Origin of the sequence: Paenibacillus sp. RC21 (assembly GCF_044907935.1) — a bacterium.
Taxonomy (GTDB): domain Bacteria; phylum Bacillota; class Bacilli; order Paenibacillales; family Paenibacillaceae; genus Paenibacillus; species Paenibacillus terrae_A.
The window spans coordinates 272,166-290,572 of record NZ_JBIYCS010000006.1 but is presented as its reverse complement, the minus strand read 5'-3'; the positions used below and the strand labels follow the sequence as shown (position 1 = coordinate 290,572).

Sequence of the window (18,407 nt, the reverse complement as noted above, 5' to 3'; positions counted from 1 at the left end):
AGTTGAATCTCGTATTTTTTGTTCATGTGATCCCCTCCCAATTTTTTCTTATAGGGAGAGTTTAAAAATTAAATCAGAATTGGTCAAGGTACTAGTTTAGTGTAATTCAATATGTAGATGTGTGAGCCTATGGAGGTGAACTCGTTGGATTTTGCTCTGATCCGTAAGGACCGAGACAAAAGAACGGTCGCAAATTGACTCTTTTTTTGCCTTTCGGACCTTTTCGGCCATGTGCTGAAAGGTTTTTTGTGTGTTCTAAAACAAAGGTAGGGAAAGGATTGAATGTAACCATGGCAACTCCAAAGGCGCTTAATATTTTGCAATTAAAGAAAATGAAACGAGAAGGTTTACCTATAAGCATGATTACGGCGTATGATTATCCGTCTGCTCGTTTGGCTGAGAAAGCTGGTATAGTCCACCATGACATGCTACAATACTCCTCTCCGTACCGGGAGAAAATGTTCGTAAAAACATATTCGGATATAGGTACTCTGATCCCCGACAGCATCGGGCAATTTGTCGAAGACGTAAAGAATCGTTCTTTTCCGTGCGAAGAGCATGCTTTTAAGGCAGATGAGAACGTAGTAGAACGGCTGTATGGGAATGCAAAAGTAAAGGGAGGGACCCTATGATGCGATTTTTGATTGTAGGTGCAGGGGCTATTGGAGGCTACTTCGGGGGACGTCTTGTTCAAAAAGGAGAAGACGTGACCTTCTTCGTACGTCCTTCCAAAAAATCTCAGTTGGAAGAGAACGGTCTGATTGTTAAAAGTGTTCATGGGGATTTCCAGACGCCAATCCGTGCTATTACATATGGTGAAGCTGTCGAGCCGTTCGACTGCATTATCGTTGCGGTCAAAGCATATCATCTGCCCCAATTGCAATTCGATCTTGAGCCCTATATCGGTGATCATACCATGATTCTTCCGTTACTTAACGGTTACGAACATTTTGACTCTTTACGCAAGCAATTCGGTCCGGAAAAAGTGCTGGGCGGACTTTGTTATATCGAAACTACGCTAGATCATGATGGTTCTGTCGTTCAGACAAGTCCATTCCACCGTATCGTCTTCGGTGAATGGAACGGTGTGCAATCAGAGCGTACACAAATACTGCTGAATCATCTTGATCATGCAGGCTTCACAGTCACACGAAGTCAGGATATCCAGCGTGAAGTTTGGCAGAAATATATATTTGTTGCCAGCTTGAGCGGAATCACAACACTAATGGATACCTCTGTCGGGACTATACTTGCCACGGCAGAGTCACGTGCTATATACGAAAAGCTGCTGCATGAGATGGTCACACTTGCTCGCAACGCAGGGATGCCGATTGATTCAGAGATGGAAGCTCATACATTGAAAACGATGGAGTCCTTACGACCGGAGATGATGTCATCCATGCAACGTGATATGCATAAAAAGCTTCCGATTGAAGCGAGTCACCTGCATGGTTCACTTCTTGCATTGGCTTCTGGCAGTAATGATGCATATCCGATACTTGAAACGGTATATGCCCGATTAAAGGTATATGAGAGCTTATTGGATACTATCTAACATTTGATTAAGTTAAAAAGCAGATCCTTCCATGATGTGTTCATGAAGGTTCTGCTTTTGTTTTACTCTATACTGTCTATCTTGAGCAAGCTTGCTCAAGCCCTTGAAGTAATGCATGTAACTCCTGCCTGGTTTCAGAATCGGTAATTACGCCTTCCTGATTTAGCTTCAATGTGATATGCGGAATAATGACCTTTCCATTTTCCACAATCTCGGCATTGATCATTTGCAGTGTGAGCAACAGAGAGGCATGGGCCAGATTCCCACCCATAGGAGAAGGTGACGCGCTAATAACTGCTGTAGGTTTATTTACAAATTCGCCCGAAGAAACGATCCAATCCAATGCATTTTTCAAAGTACCCGGAACACCATTCCCATATTCCGGCGTACAGATCAATACCCCATCCACTTCTTTCAGTTGTTCCCGCAGCTCCTTGACGGAAGCCGGCCCGTCTTCTACATCCAGATCCGGGTTAAAATGAGGAAGCTCACCCAATCCGTTATACATCGTAAATATCATATTGTCTGGCGCTAACCCAATGGTAGCCTTTAATAAGGCTGTATTGGAGGACTTTTGACGAAGACTCCCCGATATAGCCAGTACCTTGATTTTCTGATCCACCCATATCATCTCGTTTCCTTATTTAACTGGCAACATCTTTTATACTCAGTGTACTACAGATAACCCAGAATTAAAAAATGCCTGCGGCTTCGCAGGCATTCGTCAAATCAGGTATCCTTCTCTTGCTTGCGCTGTACCCCGATCAGATCGAGGAAGAAGACGAACAGCGGAATACCGACAATCAACCCCCAAATCCCAATCAGATGCTCAGAGAAAATCAGGACGACAAAGGTAAAGAAAATCGGTAAATTGGTTTTGGATGACATCAGCTTCGGATTCAGGAAATAAGCTTCAATCGCATGGATCACCACGATCAGAATGATCAGGTAGATGACATAATGAATGCCTCCGACGCTAAAGGCGATCAGACCGAGCGGCAACAGTGAGATGAACACACCTGCCACCGGAACCAAACCCAATACGAAGATGATCAATGCAAGACCGAGCAGATTGGGAAAACCCATAATCCAGAGCGCAATCGTGGTCAATATACAGTTAATCAGTGAAATCAGCAGTTGAGCCTCCAGCACCTTCCCGAACGTATCCAGGAACATGCGGCCAAAGTGACCCACTTCTTCAAAAAACCACCCCAGCTTGCTATGCTTAAACGTAGCTGTAAAGCGTGTAATATAGGATTTTTCCATCAGGAAGAATAAGCTCAAAATAATCGACACCAGCAGTTGTGTGCCCAATTGGCTTACTTTCATGACTGCATTCAAGCCAGGCTCAAATAGCCGTTGAACATTAAGTGTATCCATAAATTCGATAATCGTTTCGTTCCATTGGTTACGATCCGGGTACATATACGCTTGCTGAATCATGAGATACACCTGCTTGACCTGCACGCTAATCAGCGGCACCATCCGGTAAACTCCCCATACGATGATCAGAATCAGCAACACATACACCAGTAGCAACACAATCGTAGGCGGCACATTGGCGAACCGCTTGATCAGCTTGGTCACTCCGTTATATATACTGCCGATCAGGATCGTAAGCAGCAGGGTTAACAAAATAATATTCATCATGCTCTTTAATAAAAACAACACCAAAATGATTATCGCAAGGACGGCTCCCCGCCTAACACCCGCATGATTCATCCAATTTCTTACCATTCGTCTTTATTCCCTCTCTCCTTCTTGACTGTCAACCTTGTAATCTGTCCTAACGATCAGCTTTCTCTTTTTAACAATTTACTGTTAGCGATCAATAGAGAACCTACCATGACCAGGATGGCAATGGACCACCAAAATGTATTCTTGGCATCATCGTGATCTACAATAATGAGCCTGATGACAGCCGTAATGCCAATATAGATGAAATAACGTAAAGGAAAATGGAAATTGGTTTTAAAGTACTTAACAATTAATGCGATGAACTCAAAATACAAAAAGAATACAAGCAGCTCTTCCGTGAATTCGTAGTAATTCTTATCCAACTCTGCAGACAAGAAAACATAGGAGAAAATGGACCATGTTTCTTTCAGCAGCAAGAAGCTTAAAATCAGTCCGACCAGAAACAACGAGATATTCAGGATCATTTGCAGAAAACCAGGTAATTTTTCAATATGCTTCATAAAAGCGTTCACTACAGATCCCCTCACTGGTTGTACAGTTTCTTTATTATATTATCGGCGGAATTCATGAAAAATGCTACATTACTTTTGGTGTAACCTTATTGAAAGTGTATATTCGCTCCGGTAATATAACCAATCGAGATAAAAATAAGGGTCCATACGAGAGAACCTGCGCTTGCGACCAGCATATATTTTCGAACAGGCATTGCGCTAATTCCAGACAAGTAGCTTGTCACATGCCTGACGCCCGGAATGAAATAACCGACCAGAATGGTCCACAGCCCGAAGCGTGCAAACCACCCCTTCACCCTTGCAAACCGCTTCGGTGTCAGCCCGAACCACTTGCCGTGCTTATCCACCAACGGCTGTCCCAGCTTTTTGCCCAGCGTGTAGCTGATCATCATGCCTGTCATGGCCCCCATAAAGCTGACCAGTACAGACATTGAATAATTCAGTACCATGATGGAGGACAGATAGCCGACAAAGACCATAATAATTTCATCAGGAACTGGAAGGCCGATAATCCCGAGAGCAAGAAGTGCAAAAATAGCAATATACCCGTATTGTGTAATTATGCTCATAGCCCATTCCATAGGGTGCTACCTCCTGATCGGTTTTTTTTTGAAGGACGGGAACGGAATACGGCTAATCATCAGGAAAGACAGCACTACCATGAGCCCAAGCAATAATTCGGGTCGCAAATGCTCACTCCATAAAAACATAAAGGACAAAATAACACCCGCAGCCGTAATTGGCATGCCTACGAAGCCTGTACTAAAAGCCATCAAGTTGAATCTTGCTAGCCTCACTGCACCGCATATCACAAACAAAACAGCCACAAGCGGCCCCATCCAATGTGTACCTCCCAGTTGGTAGAACAAGGTCAAGAAAGCAGGGGCAACGCCAAATGAGACCACATCCGCCAGCGAATCGAGCTGCTTGCCAAAATCACTGGAGCAATGCAGCAGCCTTGCCAGCAAACCGTCTAGCACATCCCACAAAGCAGCCACCATAATCAGAATAAAAGCGGTCGTATATTGTTCATGAATCGTGTAAAACAGGGATAGTACCCCTGCCCCCAGATTTGCCATCGTGCATAGTGAGGGCAACCAATTCCATTTCATACTGCTTGACTCCTTTGCCATAGCTTAACCTCCGAATATGACGACAAAACGAACGCCATCCCTGGTATTCTCCGCCATATAGCGAAAATCGTGCAAATCCAAAATCCGTTTGACGATCGACAGTCCCAGTCCGGTTCCCCCTGTCTGACGGCTGCGTGAAAGCTCGGCCCGGTAAAACCGCTCCCAAATTTGCTCCAGCTGATCGTCGGGAATCGTTTCTCCTTTATTTTGAATGGAAAAGGTATTGATTTCCCCGGAGCCTTCGATACGGATCGTAATCGAGCTTCCTTCCTCAGCATGCCTTATGGCATTGATGACGAAGTTGAAAATCACCTGCTCCAGCCATCCGGCATCGGCATGAATCGGCAGCTCATTAGCAGGGATAATGACCGCTTCCAGATGCTTTTCCTTTAGCAGATGGAACAGCTTGTCCACGACTTCCTCCACCAGCTCGCTCAGTATAAAGGTCGTTTTGCGAAGCTTGAGGGTACCGGATTCCAGCTTGGCGAGGTCCAGCATATCCTTGACCAGTCGCTCCATTTTGTCCGCTTCCTCCACAATCACCTTGATATAGTGGTCCTGCTTCCCGGCACTAACGCCATCCTGTAGCCCTTCGGCGAAGCCTTTAACAATACTAAGCGGGGTCTTCAGCTCATGAGAGGCGTTGGCAAAAAAGTCCTGCTGCACAGCCTCCATCCTCTGTTTCTGCTCCATATCCTCAACCAGTTGCTGGTTAGCCTCCTGAAGCTCGCGCAAAGCGGTGTCCAGGTTCTGGGACAGGGTATACATGCTGTAGGACAGGCTGCCCAGCTCATCATTTTGCCGAATCGGTGTATGGGCTGTAAAATCGAGCTTAGCCATCCGTTTGGCAGTATTGTTCAAGGCAATGAGCGGACGGGTCACCATTCGGGAATAGAACAAGGACAAAATCAAAATCAGCGCAAAGCCCCCGATGCCCAGGTACAGATAGAACCAGCGCAGAGCTTCATTCGTCTCGCTGATTTCCTGCAACGATGTCACTGTGAACAGCAGGTCGATCTCTCCGGTGCTTTGTCGTACAGGATGGACAATGACCGCATTACGCACACCCGTCCAAGGCTCCGTCCACTCTTCCTCCAGCACTTCAAAATTCTTGAGCTTCTCCAAATGGGTCTGCGATAAAGGAAACCATTCCTCCAGCGCACTAAACAGCAATCCTTGCCGCTGGCTCCAGGTTTTCAGATCCGGCAGCACAATTTCTGTCACTGTACCGGACAACCTTACACTACCCTCTGTGCTCGACTCTTCCGAGGTCGTTCCTATATGTTTGGAGCCAGGCTTTTGAATGCCCGACGGATAAATGAAATTGGCAGAAGAGATGCCGTCGGTTTCCAACACTTCACCTTCAACGGTTAACGTGTCACCCGGCTGAATCCGGGCCGCCCTCAGCTCATCTCCGAACTGGCTCATAAACAGAGACAACGATATTTTAACGATCTGCCCGTCTGCTTTTCGGAGATTGATGTGGAACGGGTCATCCAGCTTTACTTTGCCGTCCAGCGTGACAATCGCCAACTGGTTCTTATTCTGAAACATAAAACGGGCTGCTTCTCGTGAAACCCTATCGGAGCCCCAGGCTTCCTTGACATAGCTTTGACCGAAGCTTTGCAAACGGCTTTCCACACGCCCGATCTTCTGTTGCTGATAAAATTTTTCAAAAAAAAGCAATTGGCACAAAATCACCATGCCGTAAAAACAAAGAAAAAATGCAACGGTCATAATGAACAACTTAAAGGTAACTCCCCGTTTGTTCATTCTTCCTCCTCAAATCTGTAGCCTGTACCAAAAACAGTCCGGATATGGCGAGATTCACGGCCCAGCTTGCTTCTCAGCTTTTTGATATGCGTATCCACGACCCGCGTGTCTCCTTCAAAGTCGATCCCCCACACCCGGCTAAGTATCGCATCCCGTGAAATGACCATACCTTTGTTATGTATAAGCAGCCGCAGCAGCTCATACTCCTTGGGCGTCAGCTCGACTGCCGCCTGATCTACCTCAAGCCGATGAGCCATCGTATTGAGAATGGCCGTGCCGAACCGCAGGACATGCGACTCAGGCAGCACATGGCCCTCTACCCGTTTCATCAGCGCGTTCGCGCGGGCGATTAGCACCTTAGGGCTAAAAGGCTTGGTAACGTAGTCATCTGCTCCCAGCTCAAAGCCCAATATTTTATCATCATCACCGGATTTGGCGGTCAGCAAAATGATCGGCACCCCGGAACGGCTGCGAACCTGACGGCATACCTCCCAACCATCCAGCTCCGGCATCATAATATCGAGTATGATCAGGTCGGGCTGCACCGAATCAAACCAGATTAGCGCATCTTTTCCATTGCCTGCTTCATAGACTTCCCAATTATTCTGTTTAAAATAATCCGCAATGACTTCACGGATACGAATTTCATCCTCCACAAGAAGAACCCTTTTATTCAATCGACTTCCCTCTTTCGGTCATTCTAGGACATCAGCATACCAAAGAGATGTGTTCTTTATGTGTTCTTGGCACTTCTGATCAGCAGAATCTAGCTTGGATTAGGGCAAATTTGTCTTGGCTCAGACCATCTCATCTCCTATGATCCTACCCTATAATAAGAAGAGATACAAAAAGCGTTAACAGGAGGGTAATACATGACCAATCAGACCATTCAGTGGTTTTCCACTTCCAAAGCAAAAGCCTGGCAATCCCAATCTCATCATCTTAGCGAAACCCAAGAGCATGCCAACCTGACCATTACGGGGGAAACGCATCAGCTCGTCGAAGGCTTTGGCGGCTGTTTTAATGAACTGGGCTATGTGGCCTTGGACCATTTGGAGAGCAACGAACGGGAGCAGGTACTTCATTCTCTCTTCCACCCGGAGGGTGAGCATAAATTCACGATTTGCCGACTCCCTATTGGAGCCAGTGACTACGCGCTGGAATGGTACAGCCACAATGAAACGGATGGCGACGTGGAAATGAAGCACTTTTCCATCGAGCGTGATCAGCAGTATCTCATTCCTTTCATTCGGGAAGCATTGCAACTTAACCCGGACTTGAAGCTGTTCGCTTCACCCTGGAGCCCGCCGACATGGATGAAATCGCCCAAGGCTTACAATTATGGCACACTGCGCTGGGAAAAGGATATTTTGAAAGCGTATGCATTATACTTCGTCAAATTTGTGCAGGCTTACCGTGAGGCAGGCATTACGATTCATCAGATCCATGTTCAAAATGAAGTCATTGCCGATCAAAAATTCCCTTCCTGTGTATGGACCGGAGAACAGCTGCGTGAATTTATTCGCGATTACTTGGGCCCCGCCTTCGAGAAACACGGACTAGATACGGAAATTTGGCTAGGTACCATTAACGCCCCCGATCCGTGGGAAGAATTAATGAAGAAGACTTCGACCGGATTCGATGAATATGCCCATACCGTGCTGAGTGACCCGGAGGCCTACAAATATATTAAGGGCGTGGGCTATCAGTGGGCAGGCAAAAACGCCATCCAGCGCACCGTAGCCAGCTATCCCGAGCTTCGTTACATGCAGACAGAAAATGAGTGCGGGAACGGAGAAAATTCGTGGGACTACGCCAAATATGTATATAACCTGTACCAGCACTACTTTACCAATGGCGTGAATGCTTATATTTACTGGAACATGGTTTTGGAGCCGAAAGGCAAGAGCACATGGGGATGGGAGCAAAATTCGATGATCACCGTTGATCCGGCGGATCGTAAGCGTACCCTGAACCCGGAATATTACGTGATGAAGCACTTTTCTCATTTTGTATTGCCGGGTGCGAGACGCATTGGACTCCATGGATCATGGACGGGAAATGCCGTTGCTTTCCGCAATGCTGACGGACAAACGGTAGTGGTCATTGCCAATCCGTTCCACGAATCGCGTGTGCTGAATCTGTCCGCTGGAGAGGCTACACATCATTTCGAGCTGGAGCCGGAATCATTTAACACCATCGTCATTCCTTCTTAACCGTCGCAGGCTTCTCAGCTGTTCGTGCAGCATCACGTGTCACTGTCCGGTCCGTCCGTATCCAAAAGTATGGTTAGTTTCCAAAATGGATGTATCCACTTTTGCGTATAGTAGCCATAAATAGTATACTTGGAGTAACTACGGACAGGAGGTCGATGAACATCACTACTGTAAAAGACCGGATTGATTTGAAGCTGATTAATTGTGATAAGGAATTGACCCTCGCCGTCATCGGCGGGAAATGGAAGCTGATTATTTTGTGGCATCTCGGCTTGGAAGGCACCAAGCGGTTCGGTGAACTGAAAAAGCTGATCCCCCACATTACGCAAAAAATGCTGACCAACCAGCTGCGCGAGCTGGAGGAGGATAAACTCATTCTTCGTAAGGTCTATCCTGTCGTCCCTCCGCATGTGGAATACTCACTGACCGAGCATGGCGAAAGCCTGATTCCGGTACTGAGAGCGATGTACGATTGGGGATCAAACTACCGCGAGAACGTGATTTGGAAAGAAGAAGAAGCGATTCAGGACGTAACGCCCGTTTAATCAGCTTAACTATACATTTTCGTGATGAAGACAATCCTGGGATGGGATATCCGGGGTTGTCTTTTTTCATTCTTAATCTTTTTCTGAATGAGCAGCTCCACTTGCTTCTTCCAGAGAATGAATGAGAAGTCTATGATCGATCGGTGACGACATGACAATCAGGCTCGTGTAGGTTCCATACTTATCGCACTGGTTACTAAACTCTTCTAGGGTGCGCGTCGAGTTGGTCACTACTTTTAATAAATAACTGTGATCTCCGCTTATACGGTGGCACTCGGCAACATGTGGAGATGTATGGACAAAATCAAGAAATGCATGGCAATCTCTAGTCCGAAACAATATATAGGCTGCCGTATCCTTTCCTATTTTTTCAGGAGAGATGATAGTGCGATACTCCTTGATAATCCCCTTTTCTTCCATTCGTTTAACTCGTTCTGTTACAGCAGGTTGGGACAAACCCACGCATTTTCCTAGTTCCGTCATTGAAATTCTTGCCTGACTTTGAAGATAAAAGAGGATTTGTTTGTCTACATGATCCACTTTAAATGCCCTCCTTTAAATTTAATGTTTTTATGAGAAATTCATTTAATTACTTTGTTTCATCATCATAATGGATTGATTGTGCTATGTAAAATGAATGATTTAGATTATATAATAAAACTCACATCGATAAGGTGAAACATGAAAAGATAGAAAGGATGGCTGCCCTTGAGTAAATATGTTTTAAATAAGGCAGGAACAGTAGCAGATTTAGAAGTACATATTGAAGAGGCTATTGATCGTACAATTGACGAAAAAAGGCTGGTTGGTGCTGGTGTACAAGTTGCGCTTAATGAGGCGCAATATTATAGTTGCGCTGCCGGATGTCCAGACCGTGAACAAAAGTCTGGGGGGACCTCTCAGTGAGCCTATCCTTCTCCTGCAAAAATATAATTGCATTGGCTGCTATATGTTTGTCCGCATTGATGTTCGGCCTCGAAATTTCCAGTGTGCCAGTGATACTGCCAACTCTGGAAAAAGTATTGCATGGCGATCTTAAGGATATGCAATGGATTATGAACGCTTACACCATTGCATGTGCCACAGTTCTGATGGCTGTTGGAACGCTGGCTGACCGGTATGGAAGGAGGCGTATTTTCATTATCAGCCTCGTCCTGTTCGGTATTACATCCTTGATTTGTGGCTTGGCGCAAAGCACATCGGTTCTGATCATCAGTCGGTTTCTTCAAGGGGTGGGTGCTGGTGCGATGCAGATTTGCCAGATAGCAATTCTTTCACATCGGTTTCAGGAAGGACAGGAACGCAGCAAAGCCTTTGGCATATGGGGGATCGTGTTCGGTATCGGCCTCGGTTTTGGACCTATCATCGGCGGCATGATCGTGGCCGTGTTGAACTGGCATTGGGTTTTCCTGGTCCACGTTCCGTTGACCATCCTCACTTTGATTCTTGTTTTCGGTGGCATAGAGGAGTCCAGAGATCCGCAGGTGAAAAAGCTGGACATTATCGGCATCATCACGCTTTCGTTGACAGTTTTTGGCCTTGCATACTTTATCACGCAAGGGCCGGAACTCGGCTTTACCAGCAGAGCATCCATCAGCATCCTTATTGCAGTAGCAATAAGTTTCATTATTTTTCTATTTGCGGAAAAGCTCAGCGCCCATCCGATGTTTGACTTTTCCGTATTCAAGATACGTAATTTCTCTGGCGCTCTCCTTGGCTCCATCGGCATGAACTTCAGTTTCTGGCCGTTCATGATCTATCTGCCGATCTATTTCCAGAGTGGCCTGGGTTACGGCATCGTAGCCGCCGGGCTGTCTCTCTTGGCTTATGCGCTGCCCACCTTGGTAATTCCGCCTCTGGCAGAGCGTTTTTCGCTCCGCTATCAGCCGCGCATAGTCATTCCATCAGGTATGTTCATCCTCGGTATGGGCTTCATTTTGATGAAATATGGCAGCGGCAGCGATCACGCCAGTTGGTTGACCATGCTCCCTGGCTCCTTGTTGGCTGGTATTGGGCTTGGCTTAACCAACACGCCTGTGACCAACACGACCACCGGCTCTGTTCCGAGTGCCCGTGCAGGCATGGCTTCCGGTATAGATATGAGTGCCAGATTGATCAGTCTAGCCATCAACATCGCTGTGATGGGATTCATCTTGCAGGAAGGTATTCTGTCTTATTTGAAGGGTGCCCTTTCCGGGACTTTCAATGCAGTACAATTGAGGTCTGTAGCCGAAAAAATAGCCGCCGGAAATACTGTATCTCTCAAGCAGAGTTTGCCAGAACTCTCCTCTCTGGATGCGTCTGGAGCCGTCGTCCATGCAGCGCTTGTGCACGGCTTTGGCTTGATAATGCTCTACGGCGGTATTGGTGTCTGGGTTCTAGCAGCAATCAGTTTTATGATTTTTAGACCTAAGAGAGCATAAAGACAATCCCGGGGATATCCGGGGTTCTCTTTTTTTCAATATAAAGGACTATCGGCAAGATAATAAAAGAAACGGATGCAAGTATCCGCTTTCATGAGTATTAAAAGTCGGTTTTCGTTACTCATCCTCATTTTAAGCCCTTGTTTGTGATTATGAGCTGCCTGAAATCAAAGGAAGCTTCGACCTCGTCCGATGGGCTTCCGTGTTCACCTTGCTCAAGGGTCTATCCTTTACCGAGGCTCACCAATATATTCAGTACCACGCTGACAACTGGGGACATGTCAAAGCAGTGCTGGCTCTGTCCGCCTTATCCGACCTGACCACCCACGTGAACCTGCAAAGTCTCTCTCCTGCAACGCCCATCGTAAAACCACGGATTAGCCGTTCTTATCTGATCGAGCATGGTCTGGTCTACTATTCATTCTAAATCCCGCTCACAGATTAATCCCTACCCTTCTCCAATTAGCACAAAAAAGCCTGAGACTGCTTATCACAGACCCAGGCTTTACACCCATCAGCAAATGTTTGATTATGCTTGCAGCTTACCTGCACGAATATCGTCTGTCATACCTGCGTATGGCGCTTGAGAAATCAATTTTTCGTTGTTTACACCCGCATTTTCAATGAATGTAATATCTGCAAATTCAGGGACAACATATTTAGGATAGGTTTCGTATTTTTCACGCGATTCTTCCATCAGCGGAATAAAATCGTTCTGATAGCGTACAGTGATTTCCGGATGCTCATGAACCCATTTAGGGAAGAAAATAATGCCGTGCATCCGTTTTTCCTCTGGCATAAAGTTCAGGGATACGTCTGTACCTGTCGGTTCAGTCCAAGATACTTTGTACACATTCTCCACCAGCTTCACCAAGTTGACCTTCTGGTCACGAACCCAACGTCCGCCTACCATGCCGCTATGAATGCGATAGTCGATGGTATCTTCATTTTTAATATATATTTCGTATTCCCAACCATTCTCGTAGGTGTAAATCATGTGACTGCCGATAAACTTGTCCATCTTGCATCCTTCTTTCTGTATTATGAGTTTTCATGAATTGAACATCATGCTGAAAATAATAAGTATTGAATTTTAAACATGTAAACTCAAACATGTTTTTGATTACATATAAATTGTAGCACTGTGGTATACTAATGTCAAATACCGCATTGCGAGGAGAGCTACGTTGAAACGTACATTAAAATATGCCATTCTGGGCCTAATTCACAAAGAGGAAATGAGCGGCTACGATATTACGAGCCAATTCAAGAAGGAAATCGGGCAATTTTGGAGCGCCAAGCACAGTCAGATTTATCCTGAGCTCAAAAGGCTGACCGAAGAGGAGTTAATCGAATATCGCACCTCGATTACAGGAGCCAAGCTGGAAAAGAAGCTGTACTGCATCACGCCCAAGGGAACCCGGGAGCTGACCGAATGGCTGCTGAGTCCCAAAGATTTACCGGAAACGGAAAAGGATGAATTCATGCTTATGCTGTATTTTTCATCAGCGATCTCGAAGGAAGAAAACAAACGATTGTTCGAGGACCAGATTACCAAACGTAAAGAGAAGCTGGAGTATTTATACCAAAGTAAGACCGCACTCCGACTGCTGGACGAAAACCTTCAATCTCCCGGCTCTGAACAATTCGGACATTATCTGGTGCTGAGCCGTGCCATTAATCGGGAAGAAAGCTATGTTTCGTGGCTGGAAGATACGCTCCCGTTGTTTGATTAGGCTTCAATATGAAAAAGTGACATGAAATATAAAAGCCTTTAACACCACGAAAATGGATGGTGTTAAAGGCTTTTTGGTAACACATCAAAATGATATTTTTAGTCTGCCGTGGTATTGGAGGCTCCATAATCCTCAATTTGAATATCCGTGCTGAAGGTCACCGGAATGGTACTAAAGGTCTTGTCCCAATCTCCTTTGACCTTACGCCATACCTGAGGATTCTGAATCCGCAGTGCTTCTCCGAAACCTCCGACATCTGCCTGTAGCCTATGCATTTTCGTCAACGTTTTTTCGGCTGTGGTATTGGCTTCTTCCTGCAAGATATTCTCTACTCGTGAAAATAGACGGTTTTTTGAAAAATCCTGACCCGGATTGAGGTTTTCCGAAATACGACCTGTCGATGTCATGTGAACATGAAAAGAGATGTCGTTGCCATGAACGGTAGCCTTGATCCGTCTTTTGACAGAATTGATCTCATACACGATACTTCTCCCTGTTTTAGGGTTTATGTATTTCAGGGTACCTCCATCCACTTCACCTTTCATCCACATCAGACCTTCAACCTCAGACTCGTTTAGAAGACCGATGTATTTTTGCGTCTTTCCCTGAATGACTCCCGCACCCGCAAGCTTTACTTCTTTCTCTGTGGTAATCACATTGGGTAATAAAAAGCTGCTGTGGGACTTCATCGGCCCAATGACTTTAACCAGAGACATGGGCTTGATCATTCGCGCATTCCGTTTACGGTTGATAAAGACATCCTTCAATATAAAGGCTGGTGTCTCTCCGGGGATTTTTTCCTCAAGCGCATCACCCGCTTTCTCTGTACTGATCAGCAGTTGAACGCTCGGCCTGATATCATTATCCCCTGCAAAAAAGTCCAGCAGCTCGTACATAGGAAGCTTTTGTAGCAGACTGGAACTGATAATGATCGTCTTCAAGTGAAACCCGATGGCAGGACGATTGGAACGTAATGAAACTTCACGCAGCATTTCAAGAAGAGAATCCCCCGTTTCAGTCATGTTGTAAAAGGTTTTATTTTGTGCAGGGGCACCTCCAGAGCCTTTACCTCTTTCAGGGAGCAGAAATTGAAAAGTTCCTTTAATTAGAATTTTCTTCGGATAGTATCCTCCTTCCCGTTCAATATACGCTTCCTGCGGAGATACTTGTCCTACATCCAGCGCGATGCCCGTCTCCAGATTCAGATCCTCCACCGGTCTACTGCTCCAACAGCCAGTTAGCAAACAACATATCAGAAGAAATGCTATTCCGAAAAAAACGATGCGCAAATTCTTCATCATCGGAGTCTCCTCCAGCGTGAAATAAGCAGTAGCAGCAAGGGTAACAAACCGTATAAAAGGATAGCCGCGTCACCGATCATCGTGCCTAGCGAAAACAACTCATTAATATTTTTGGGAATTCGGGACAGAACGTATACAATTGCGAGAACAATGAGTAGCATTTTGGTATACGATGTATTAAAAATTTGGGAGAGGCCAAGCGTACCACAGTAGAAGGCGATACTGAACGTAGCAAAAATCTGCATGATCCAGATGGACAGTAACAGGGACTCAAAACGTTCAAATACAAGAAAATCCACTTCAAAGCTGCGGGCCAGGTCCAGAAATGGCCACGTCCGAGTCACCACACCTTCCACCGAAAAAGCACCGATACACATGATCACAGCAGTCGTATAAAACAGCACCGTGATCCCGAAGCCCCAACCAATCACCCTCATTGCTTTCTCGGGCTTTTCCATACAACAAATAATGATGAGCAGGCACTCACTACCTGTAAACGTCAGACTTGTAGACTTTATGGCTTTGATGACTGGTTTTAGCCCTTCCGACAATACAGGGCGCAAATTGTTTAGTTCAAAAATATTAAAGCTCAGCAGACAGATGATCAAAAAGATAAACGCTGTAATGGGTAAAATAATTTGGCACACCTTACCTATCGCTCCTATGCGGCCCATGCACAGATATAGCGACACCCACATAAACGGTGCTGAAATAGCCCATGCAGGCGTTCCCTCAAGCAGAAAAAACGATGTTACTTCTTCCACAGAGCGAATTTCAAATGCACACAAAGCTACAAAATAAATCACGACTAGCATACCAATGATTTTGCCGATCGCTTTCCCCGTAATCTGCTGTACATACTGGTAGAAGGTTTTTTGGGGAAAGGTCTGGCTCAATTTCACGATAATCCAGCCAGCCAGAAAAGCTACGCATCCTCCCAGGATCACGGAGATCCATACATCAGGAGTCTTGGAAGCCTTAACTGCCACCCGAGGAAGCGTAAGCAGACCTGCTGCCATGGTAAAGCCGACAAGAATCCCTGTCGTCTGCAACGTTGTAAGTTTATCCTCCCCCAGTTTTTTCATATCGTTGTGGCTCCCTCCTTTCCTAAATAACTAGCCTTTCCGCTTGGGTTGTTTGGGATTTAGCAGACGGGGTCTGCGTTTCATAAAATGTAACGGCGCCCGAATCATGTAATCCTTCCAGTCCCTCAACGAACGCGGAGATGTCAAACTAAGATAAGACAATCCAAAGCTTTTTAACTTAGCCATATGGATAACCAACAGCAGGAAAAACAGAATTACACCATACAAACCGAATATGGATGCAACAAACATCCCCGCAAAGCGAAGCATACGCATCGAAATCCCGGAACTGTACACAGGTGTGGCAAACGAAGAAATCGCCGTAACTGCCACAACAATGACTAAAATGGGACTTACAATTCCGGCATTAACCGCAGCCTGTCCAATAATCAGACCGCCGACAATACCCATAGCAGGCCCAATAGGTTTGGGCAGACGCAATCCTGCTTCACGCAGAATTTCAATGGAGGTTTCCATAATCAGCGCCTCGATCAATGTAGAGAAAGGTACACCTTGTCTTGCGCTGACGATAGAAATGACCAGCATGGTGGGAATAAGCCCGGGATGAAACGAGATAAAGGAAATATAGAGAGCAGGCGCGAACAGGGAGATAGCAGTTGCCATAAAACGCAGCAACCGAATCAGGGAACCCGATAGCCATCGCTCATAGTAATCCTCAGGCGACTGGAGCATCATATCGTAGGTTACAGGCATAAGGAGGGCGAACGGAGTACCATCCAACATCACAGCTACACGTCCCTCCAACAGAGCTGCCATCACCCTGTCAGGTCTCTCCGTATTTTGAATTTGCATAAAAGGACTAAGAAAATTATCCTCAATGAGCTGCTCCACATAGCCTGACTCCATGACTTCATCTACATCAATGGTTTTGATCCGCCGTTTAACCTCCTCTACCAGCTCAGAATTAGCAATGTCCCTGAAATAGGCAACCATCAGTTGCTTTTGCACCCTTTTACCGACCTTGAAGGAGTGCATGGCCAGTTCGGTACTTTCTCCGTGTCTGCGCAATAACGCCGTATTATCGCTGAGCACCTCTGTGAAGCCAATCCGTGGACCTCGCAATACCGATTCTGATAATGGTTCCTCCACTCCGCGAGTTTTACCCTTGGATGAACCCAGAATAAGTACACCTGAAGTACCCTCGATCAAGAGTACGATAGAGCCGAACAAAACCTTCTGCAAAGAATATTTCACATCCTGCGTATGCTCTGTCTCCACTACAAGCATAACTTGACGGATAACCATATCCCGGAGTGCATCGCCTTGCGGTATTTCTTCCTCTTGGTCTGAGCTTCCCCAATCCAGCAGTGGCTTGATTATATTTTGGTCCATGCTGGTCTTGTCCGTTAAGCCATCTACACAAAACAGACTTACCCTGACCTGTAAATGATCCAGAAAAATAGACTTTTGATTAACATCCGCCATATCCATTATGGCTTGTCTCATCTTCGTTACATTCGCCTCATAATCCTCAGAATAGCTTTCGTCCTCATTCTTACTAACATTCGGATCCTTGCTTTCAGAAGGATCGCGAGCATCTTGCTCTGCAGGGTCGCGTTCTTCAAGCAGCTCTATTCGTTCCTTGCGTCTGCTTTCTCTGCCGTCGACCGTTTTAATTTGTCGAACCGCCAACAAGATGAGTAAAGGTACAATGGACAAAAAGATAGCCTGTACTAACACTGTCCATTTGGGCATATGAGTTACAATTGCCTGCCACATGTCCCTTCCCCCTTCGCCTTCATCCGATTTGTATATATATTTACCGGGATTAGAAAAAAAATGCATGAGCATTGATCCGCACCTCACCATCAGATGCACATTCGAGACATAACAAGGGATATTCCCTTTAAGGAATACTTACTTGGTGGGATAAAATTATTGTCTAATAAAAGGAATAAAACGGTTAATTTGATGGTTATCTAGCGATGTCAAAAGCCAAAATTCATGATAGTATCATTTCAGTCCGTGACTAATCTCACAAATTCGTTGGATTTGTTGTCCATTATTTGAATCTGAAAAGGGGTTGTAGGTATGAAGAAACATTTTTGGAAAAAAGCAGCTGTATTGAGTTTGTTAGCGGTCATTTTGTTAGGGGGAACGGCCATCAGTCCCAAACAGGCACACGCAGGGTATGAGCCTTATATTGGGGAAGTTACGATGTATCCTTACATGTTCGCTCCTAGGGGATGGTTAAAATGCGAGGGTCAGCTCTTGAGCATTAGTCAGAATACTGCATTATTCAGTCTGCTGGGCACTAATTTTGGCGGCGATGGAATGAACACATTTGCATTACCCGACTTGCGCGGGGCTTCCCCAATGCCGAATGTAGACTACTATATCGCAACCGAAGGGGTGTACCCATCCCGCCCTTAATGAATGTGTTCATCGATGGGCTAATTAATGAAGAAG

Annotated in this window: 21 protein-coding genes; 9 read left to right on the top strand and 12 right to left on the bottom strand. The window is 45.7% G+C overall.

Annotation, left to right across the window (positions count from 1 at the left end):
* The first annotated feature begins 290 nt into the window (after positions 1 to 290).
* Positions 291 to 632, top strand: coding sequence for a 3-methyl-2-oxobutanoate hydroxymethyltransferase (locus tag ABIA61_RS20315; RefSeq protein ID WP_283654570.1), 342 nt, complete (start codon positions 291 to 293; stop codon positions 630 to 632).
* Positions 632 to 1,555 carry a ketopantoate reductase family protein gene (locus ABIA61_RS20310; RefSeq protein WP_349362255.1) on the top strand — a complete coding sequence of 308 codons (924 nt, stop codon included), beginning with the start codon at positions 632 to 634 and terminating at the stop codon, positions 1,553 to 1,555. Before ABIA61_RS20315 ends, ABIA61_RS20310 begins: the two co-directional genes overlap by 1 nt.
* Positions 1,556 to 1,631: 76 nt before the next feature.
* Here the strand turns inward: ABIA61_RS20310 and ABIA61_RS20305 are convergent, their stop codons facing one another.
* The 7 genes from ABIA61_RS20305 to ABIA61_RS20275 all read right to left on the bottom strand — a co-directional run bounded on the left by ABIA61_RS20305 (position 1,632) and on the right by ABIA61_RS20275 (position 7,348).
* Positions 1,632 to 2,186, bottom strand: coding sequence for an NADPH-dependent FMN reductase (locus ABIA61_RS20305; RefSeq protein ID WP_283654568.1), 555 nt, complete (start codon positions 2,184 to 2,186; stop codon positions 1,632 to 1,634).
* Between the two features lie 98 nt (positions 2,187 to 2,284).
* Positions 2,285 to 3,292 (bottom strand): AI-2E family transporter, encoded by a 1,008-nt coding sequence (locus tag ABIA61_RS20300; protein ID WP_283654567.1) that lies wholly within the window; start codon positions 3,290 to 3,292, stop codon positions 2,285 to 2,287.
* Between the two features lie 56 nt (positions 3,293 to 3,348).
* Positions 3,349 to 3,765 carry a phosphate-starvation-inducible protein PsiE gene (gene psiE, locus ABIA61_RS20295; RefSeq protein WP_283654566.1) on the bottom strand — a complete coding sequence of 139 codons (417 nt, stop codon included), beginning with the start codon at positions 3,763 to 3,765 and terminating at the stop codon, positions 3,349 to 3,351.
* An 86-nt stretch (positions 3,766 to 3,851) separates the two neighbouring features.
* Positions 3,852 to 4,346, bottom strand: coding sequence for a DedA family protein (locus ABIA61_RS20290; protein ID WP_283654565.1), 495 nt, complete (start codon positions 4,344 to 4,346; stop codon positions 3,852 to 3,854).
* A gap of 6 nt (positions 4,347 to 4,352) precedes the next feature.
* Entirely contained in the window at positions 4,353 to 4,877 is a 525-nt protein-coding gene (pssA, locus tag ABIA61_RS20285) for a CDP-diacylglycerol--serine O-phosphatidyltransferase (protein ID WP_044645397.1), read from the bottom strand.
* Between the two features lie 24 nt (positions 4,878 to 4,901).
* Positions 4,902 to 6,671, bottom strand: a complete 1,770-nt coding sequence (locus ABIA61_RS20280; RefSeq protein WP_283654564.1) for a sensor histidine kinase — start codon at positions 6,669 to 6,671, stop codon at positions 4,902 to 4,904.
* Positions 6,668 to 7,348: a response regulator transcription factor gene (locus tag ABIA61_RS20275; protein ID WP_283654563.1), complete on the bottom strand. Its 681-nt coding sequence runs from the start codon at positions 7,346 to 7,348 to the stop codon at positions 6,668 to 6,670. Before ABIA61_RS20275 ends, ABIA61_RS20280 begins: the two co-directional genes overlap by 4 nt.
* Before the next feature lie 195 nt (positions 7,349 to 7,543).
* Between ABIA61_RS20275 and ABIA61_RS20270 the strand changes: the two genes are divergently transcribed.
* Together ABIA61_RS20270 and ABIA61_RS20265 are read left to right on the top strand one after the other, a co-directional pair.
* Entirely contained in the window at positions 7,544 to 8,887 is a 1,344-nt protein-coding gene (locus ABIA61_RS20270; RefSeq protein ID WP_283654562.1) for a glycoside hydrolase family 30 protein, read from the top strand.
* A gap of 155 nt (positions 8,888 to 9,042) precedes the next feature.
* Positions 9,043 to 9,432 (top strand): winged helix-turn-helix transcriptional regulator, encoded by a 390-nt coding sequence (locus tag ABIA61_RS20265; RefSeq protein ID WP_014279676.1) that lies wholly within the window; start codon positions 9,043 to 9,045, stop codon positions 9,430 to 9,432.
* Positions 9,433 to 9,504: 72 nt separating this feature from the next.
* On the opposite strand, the gene ABIA61_RS20260 is transcribed toward ABIA61_RS20265, so the two are convergent.
* Complete coding sequence (locus ABIA61_RS20260) at positions 9,505 to 9,972, bottom strand: Lrp/AsnC family transcriptional regulator (RefSeq protein WP_283654561.1); 468 nt, start codon at positions 9,970 to 9,972, stop codon at positions 9,505 to 9,507.
* A gap of 168 nt (positions 9,973 to 10,140) precedes the next feature.
* On the opposite strand from ABIA61_RS20260, the gene ABIA61_RS20255 reads away from it, so the two are divergent.
* The 3 genes from ABIA61_RS20255 to ABIA61_RS20245 all read left to right on the top strand — a co-directional run bounded on the left by ABIA61_RS20255 (position 10,141) and on the right by ABIA61_RS20245 (position 12,282).
* The gene (locus ABIA61_RS20255) at positions 10,141 to 10,338 is read left to right on the top strand and encodes a hypothetical protein (protein ID WP_283657591.1); all 198 of its coding nucleotides are present in this window, start codon (positions 10,141 to 10,143) and stop codon (positions 10,336 to 10,338) included.
* Positions 10,335 to 11,855: an MFS transporter gene (locus ABIA61_RS20250; protein ID WP_404519729.1), complete on the top strand. Its 1,521-nt coding sequence runs from the start codon at positions 10,335 to 10,337 to the stop codon at positions 11,853 to 11,855. The genes ABIA61_RS20255 and ABIA61_RS20250 overlap by 4 nt, the downstream gene beginning before the upstream one ends.
* A gap of 202 nt (positions 11,856 to 12,057) precedes the next feature.
* On the top strand, positions 12,058 to 12,282 hold the full coding sequence (locus ABIA61_RS20245; protein WP_283654559.1) for a hypothetical protein: 225 nt from the start codon (positions 12,058 to 12,060) through the stop codon (positions 12,280 to 12,282).
* Between the two features lie 102 nt (positions 12,283 to 12,384).
* Here the strand turns inward: ABIA61_RS20245 and ABIA61_RS20240 are convergent, their stop codons facing one another.
* A complete protein-coding gene (locus ABIA61_RS20240; protein WP_014279672.1) occupies positions 12,385 to 12,876 on the bottom strand; it encodes a phenolic acid decarboxylase in 492 nt (163 codons plus the stop codon).
* 166 nt (positions 12,877 to 13,042) lie between these two features.
* On the opposite strand from ABIA61_RS20240, the gene ABIA61_RS20235 reads away from it, so the two are divergent.
* Positions 13,043 to 13,591, top strand: a complete 549-nt coding sequence (locus tag ABIA61_RS20235; protein ID WP_283654558.1) for a PadR family transcriptional regulator — start codon at positions 13,043 to 13,045, stop codon at positions 13,589 to 13,591.
* Positions 13,592 to 13,689: 98 nt separating this feature from the next.
* Here the strand turns inward: ABIA61_RS20235 and ABIA61_RS20230 are convergent, their stop codons facing one another.
* From ABIA61_RS20230 to ABIA61_RS20220, 3 genes are read right to left on the bottom strand one after another with little or no spacing between them, the layout of a single operon-like run.
* Positions 13,690 to 14,889 (bottom strand): Ger(x)C family spore germination protein, encoded by a 1,200-nt coding sequence (locus ABIA61_RS20230; RefSeq protein ID WP_404519844.1) that lies wholly within the window; start codon positions 14,887 to 14,889, stop codon positions 13,690 to 13,692.
* A complete protein-coding gene (locus ABIA61_RS20225) occupies positions 14,889 to 15,977 on the bottom strand; it encodes a GerAB/ArcD/ProY family transporter (RefSeq protein ID WP_404519730.1) in 1,089 nt (362 codons plus the stop codon). Before ABIA61_RS20225 ends, ABIA61_RS20230 begins: the two co-directional genes overlap by 1 nt.
* A 30-nt stretch (positions 15,978 to 16,007) precedes the next feature.
* Entirely contained in the window at positions 16,008 to 17,717 is a 1,710-nt protein-coding gene (locus ABIA61_RS20220; RefSeq protein ID WP_404519731.1) for a spore germination protein, read from the bottom strand.
* Positions 17,718 to 18,029: 312 nt separating this feature from the next.
* Between ABIA61_RS20220 and ABIA61_RS20215 the strand changes: the two genes are divergently transcribed.
* Positions 18,030 to 18,371, top strand: coding sequence for a tail fiber protein (locus ABIA61_RS20215; RefSeq protein WP_283654555.1), 342 nt, complete (start codon positions 18,030 to 18,032; stop codon positions 18,369 to 18,371).
* Positions 18,372 to 18,407: the final 36 nt, after the last annotated feature.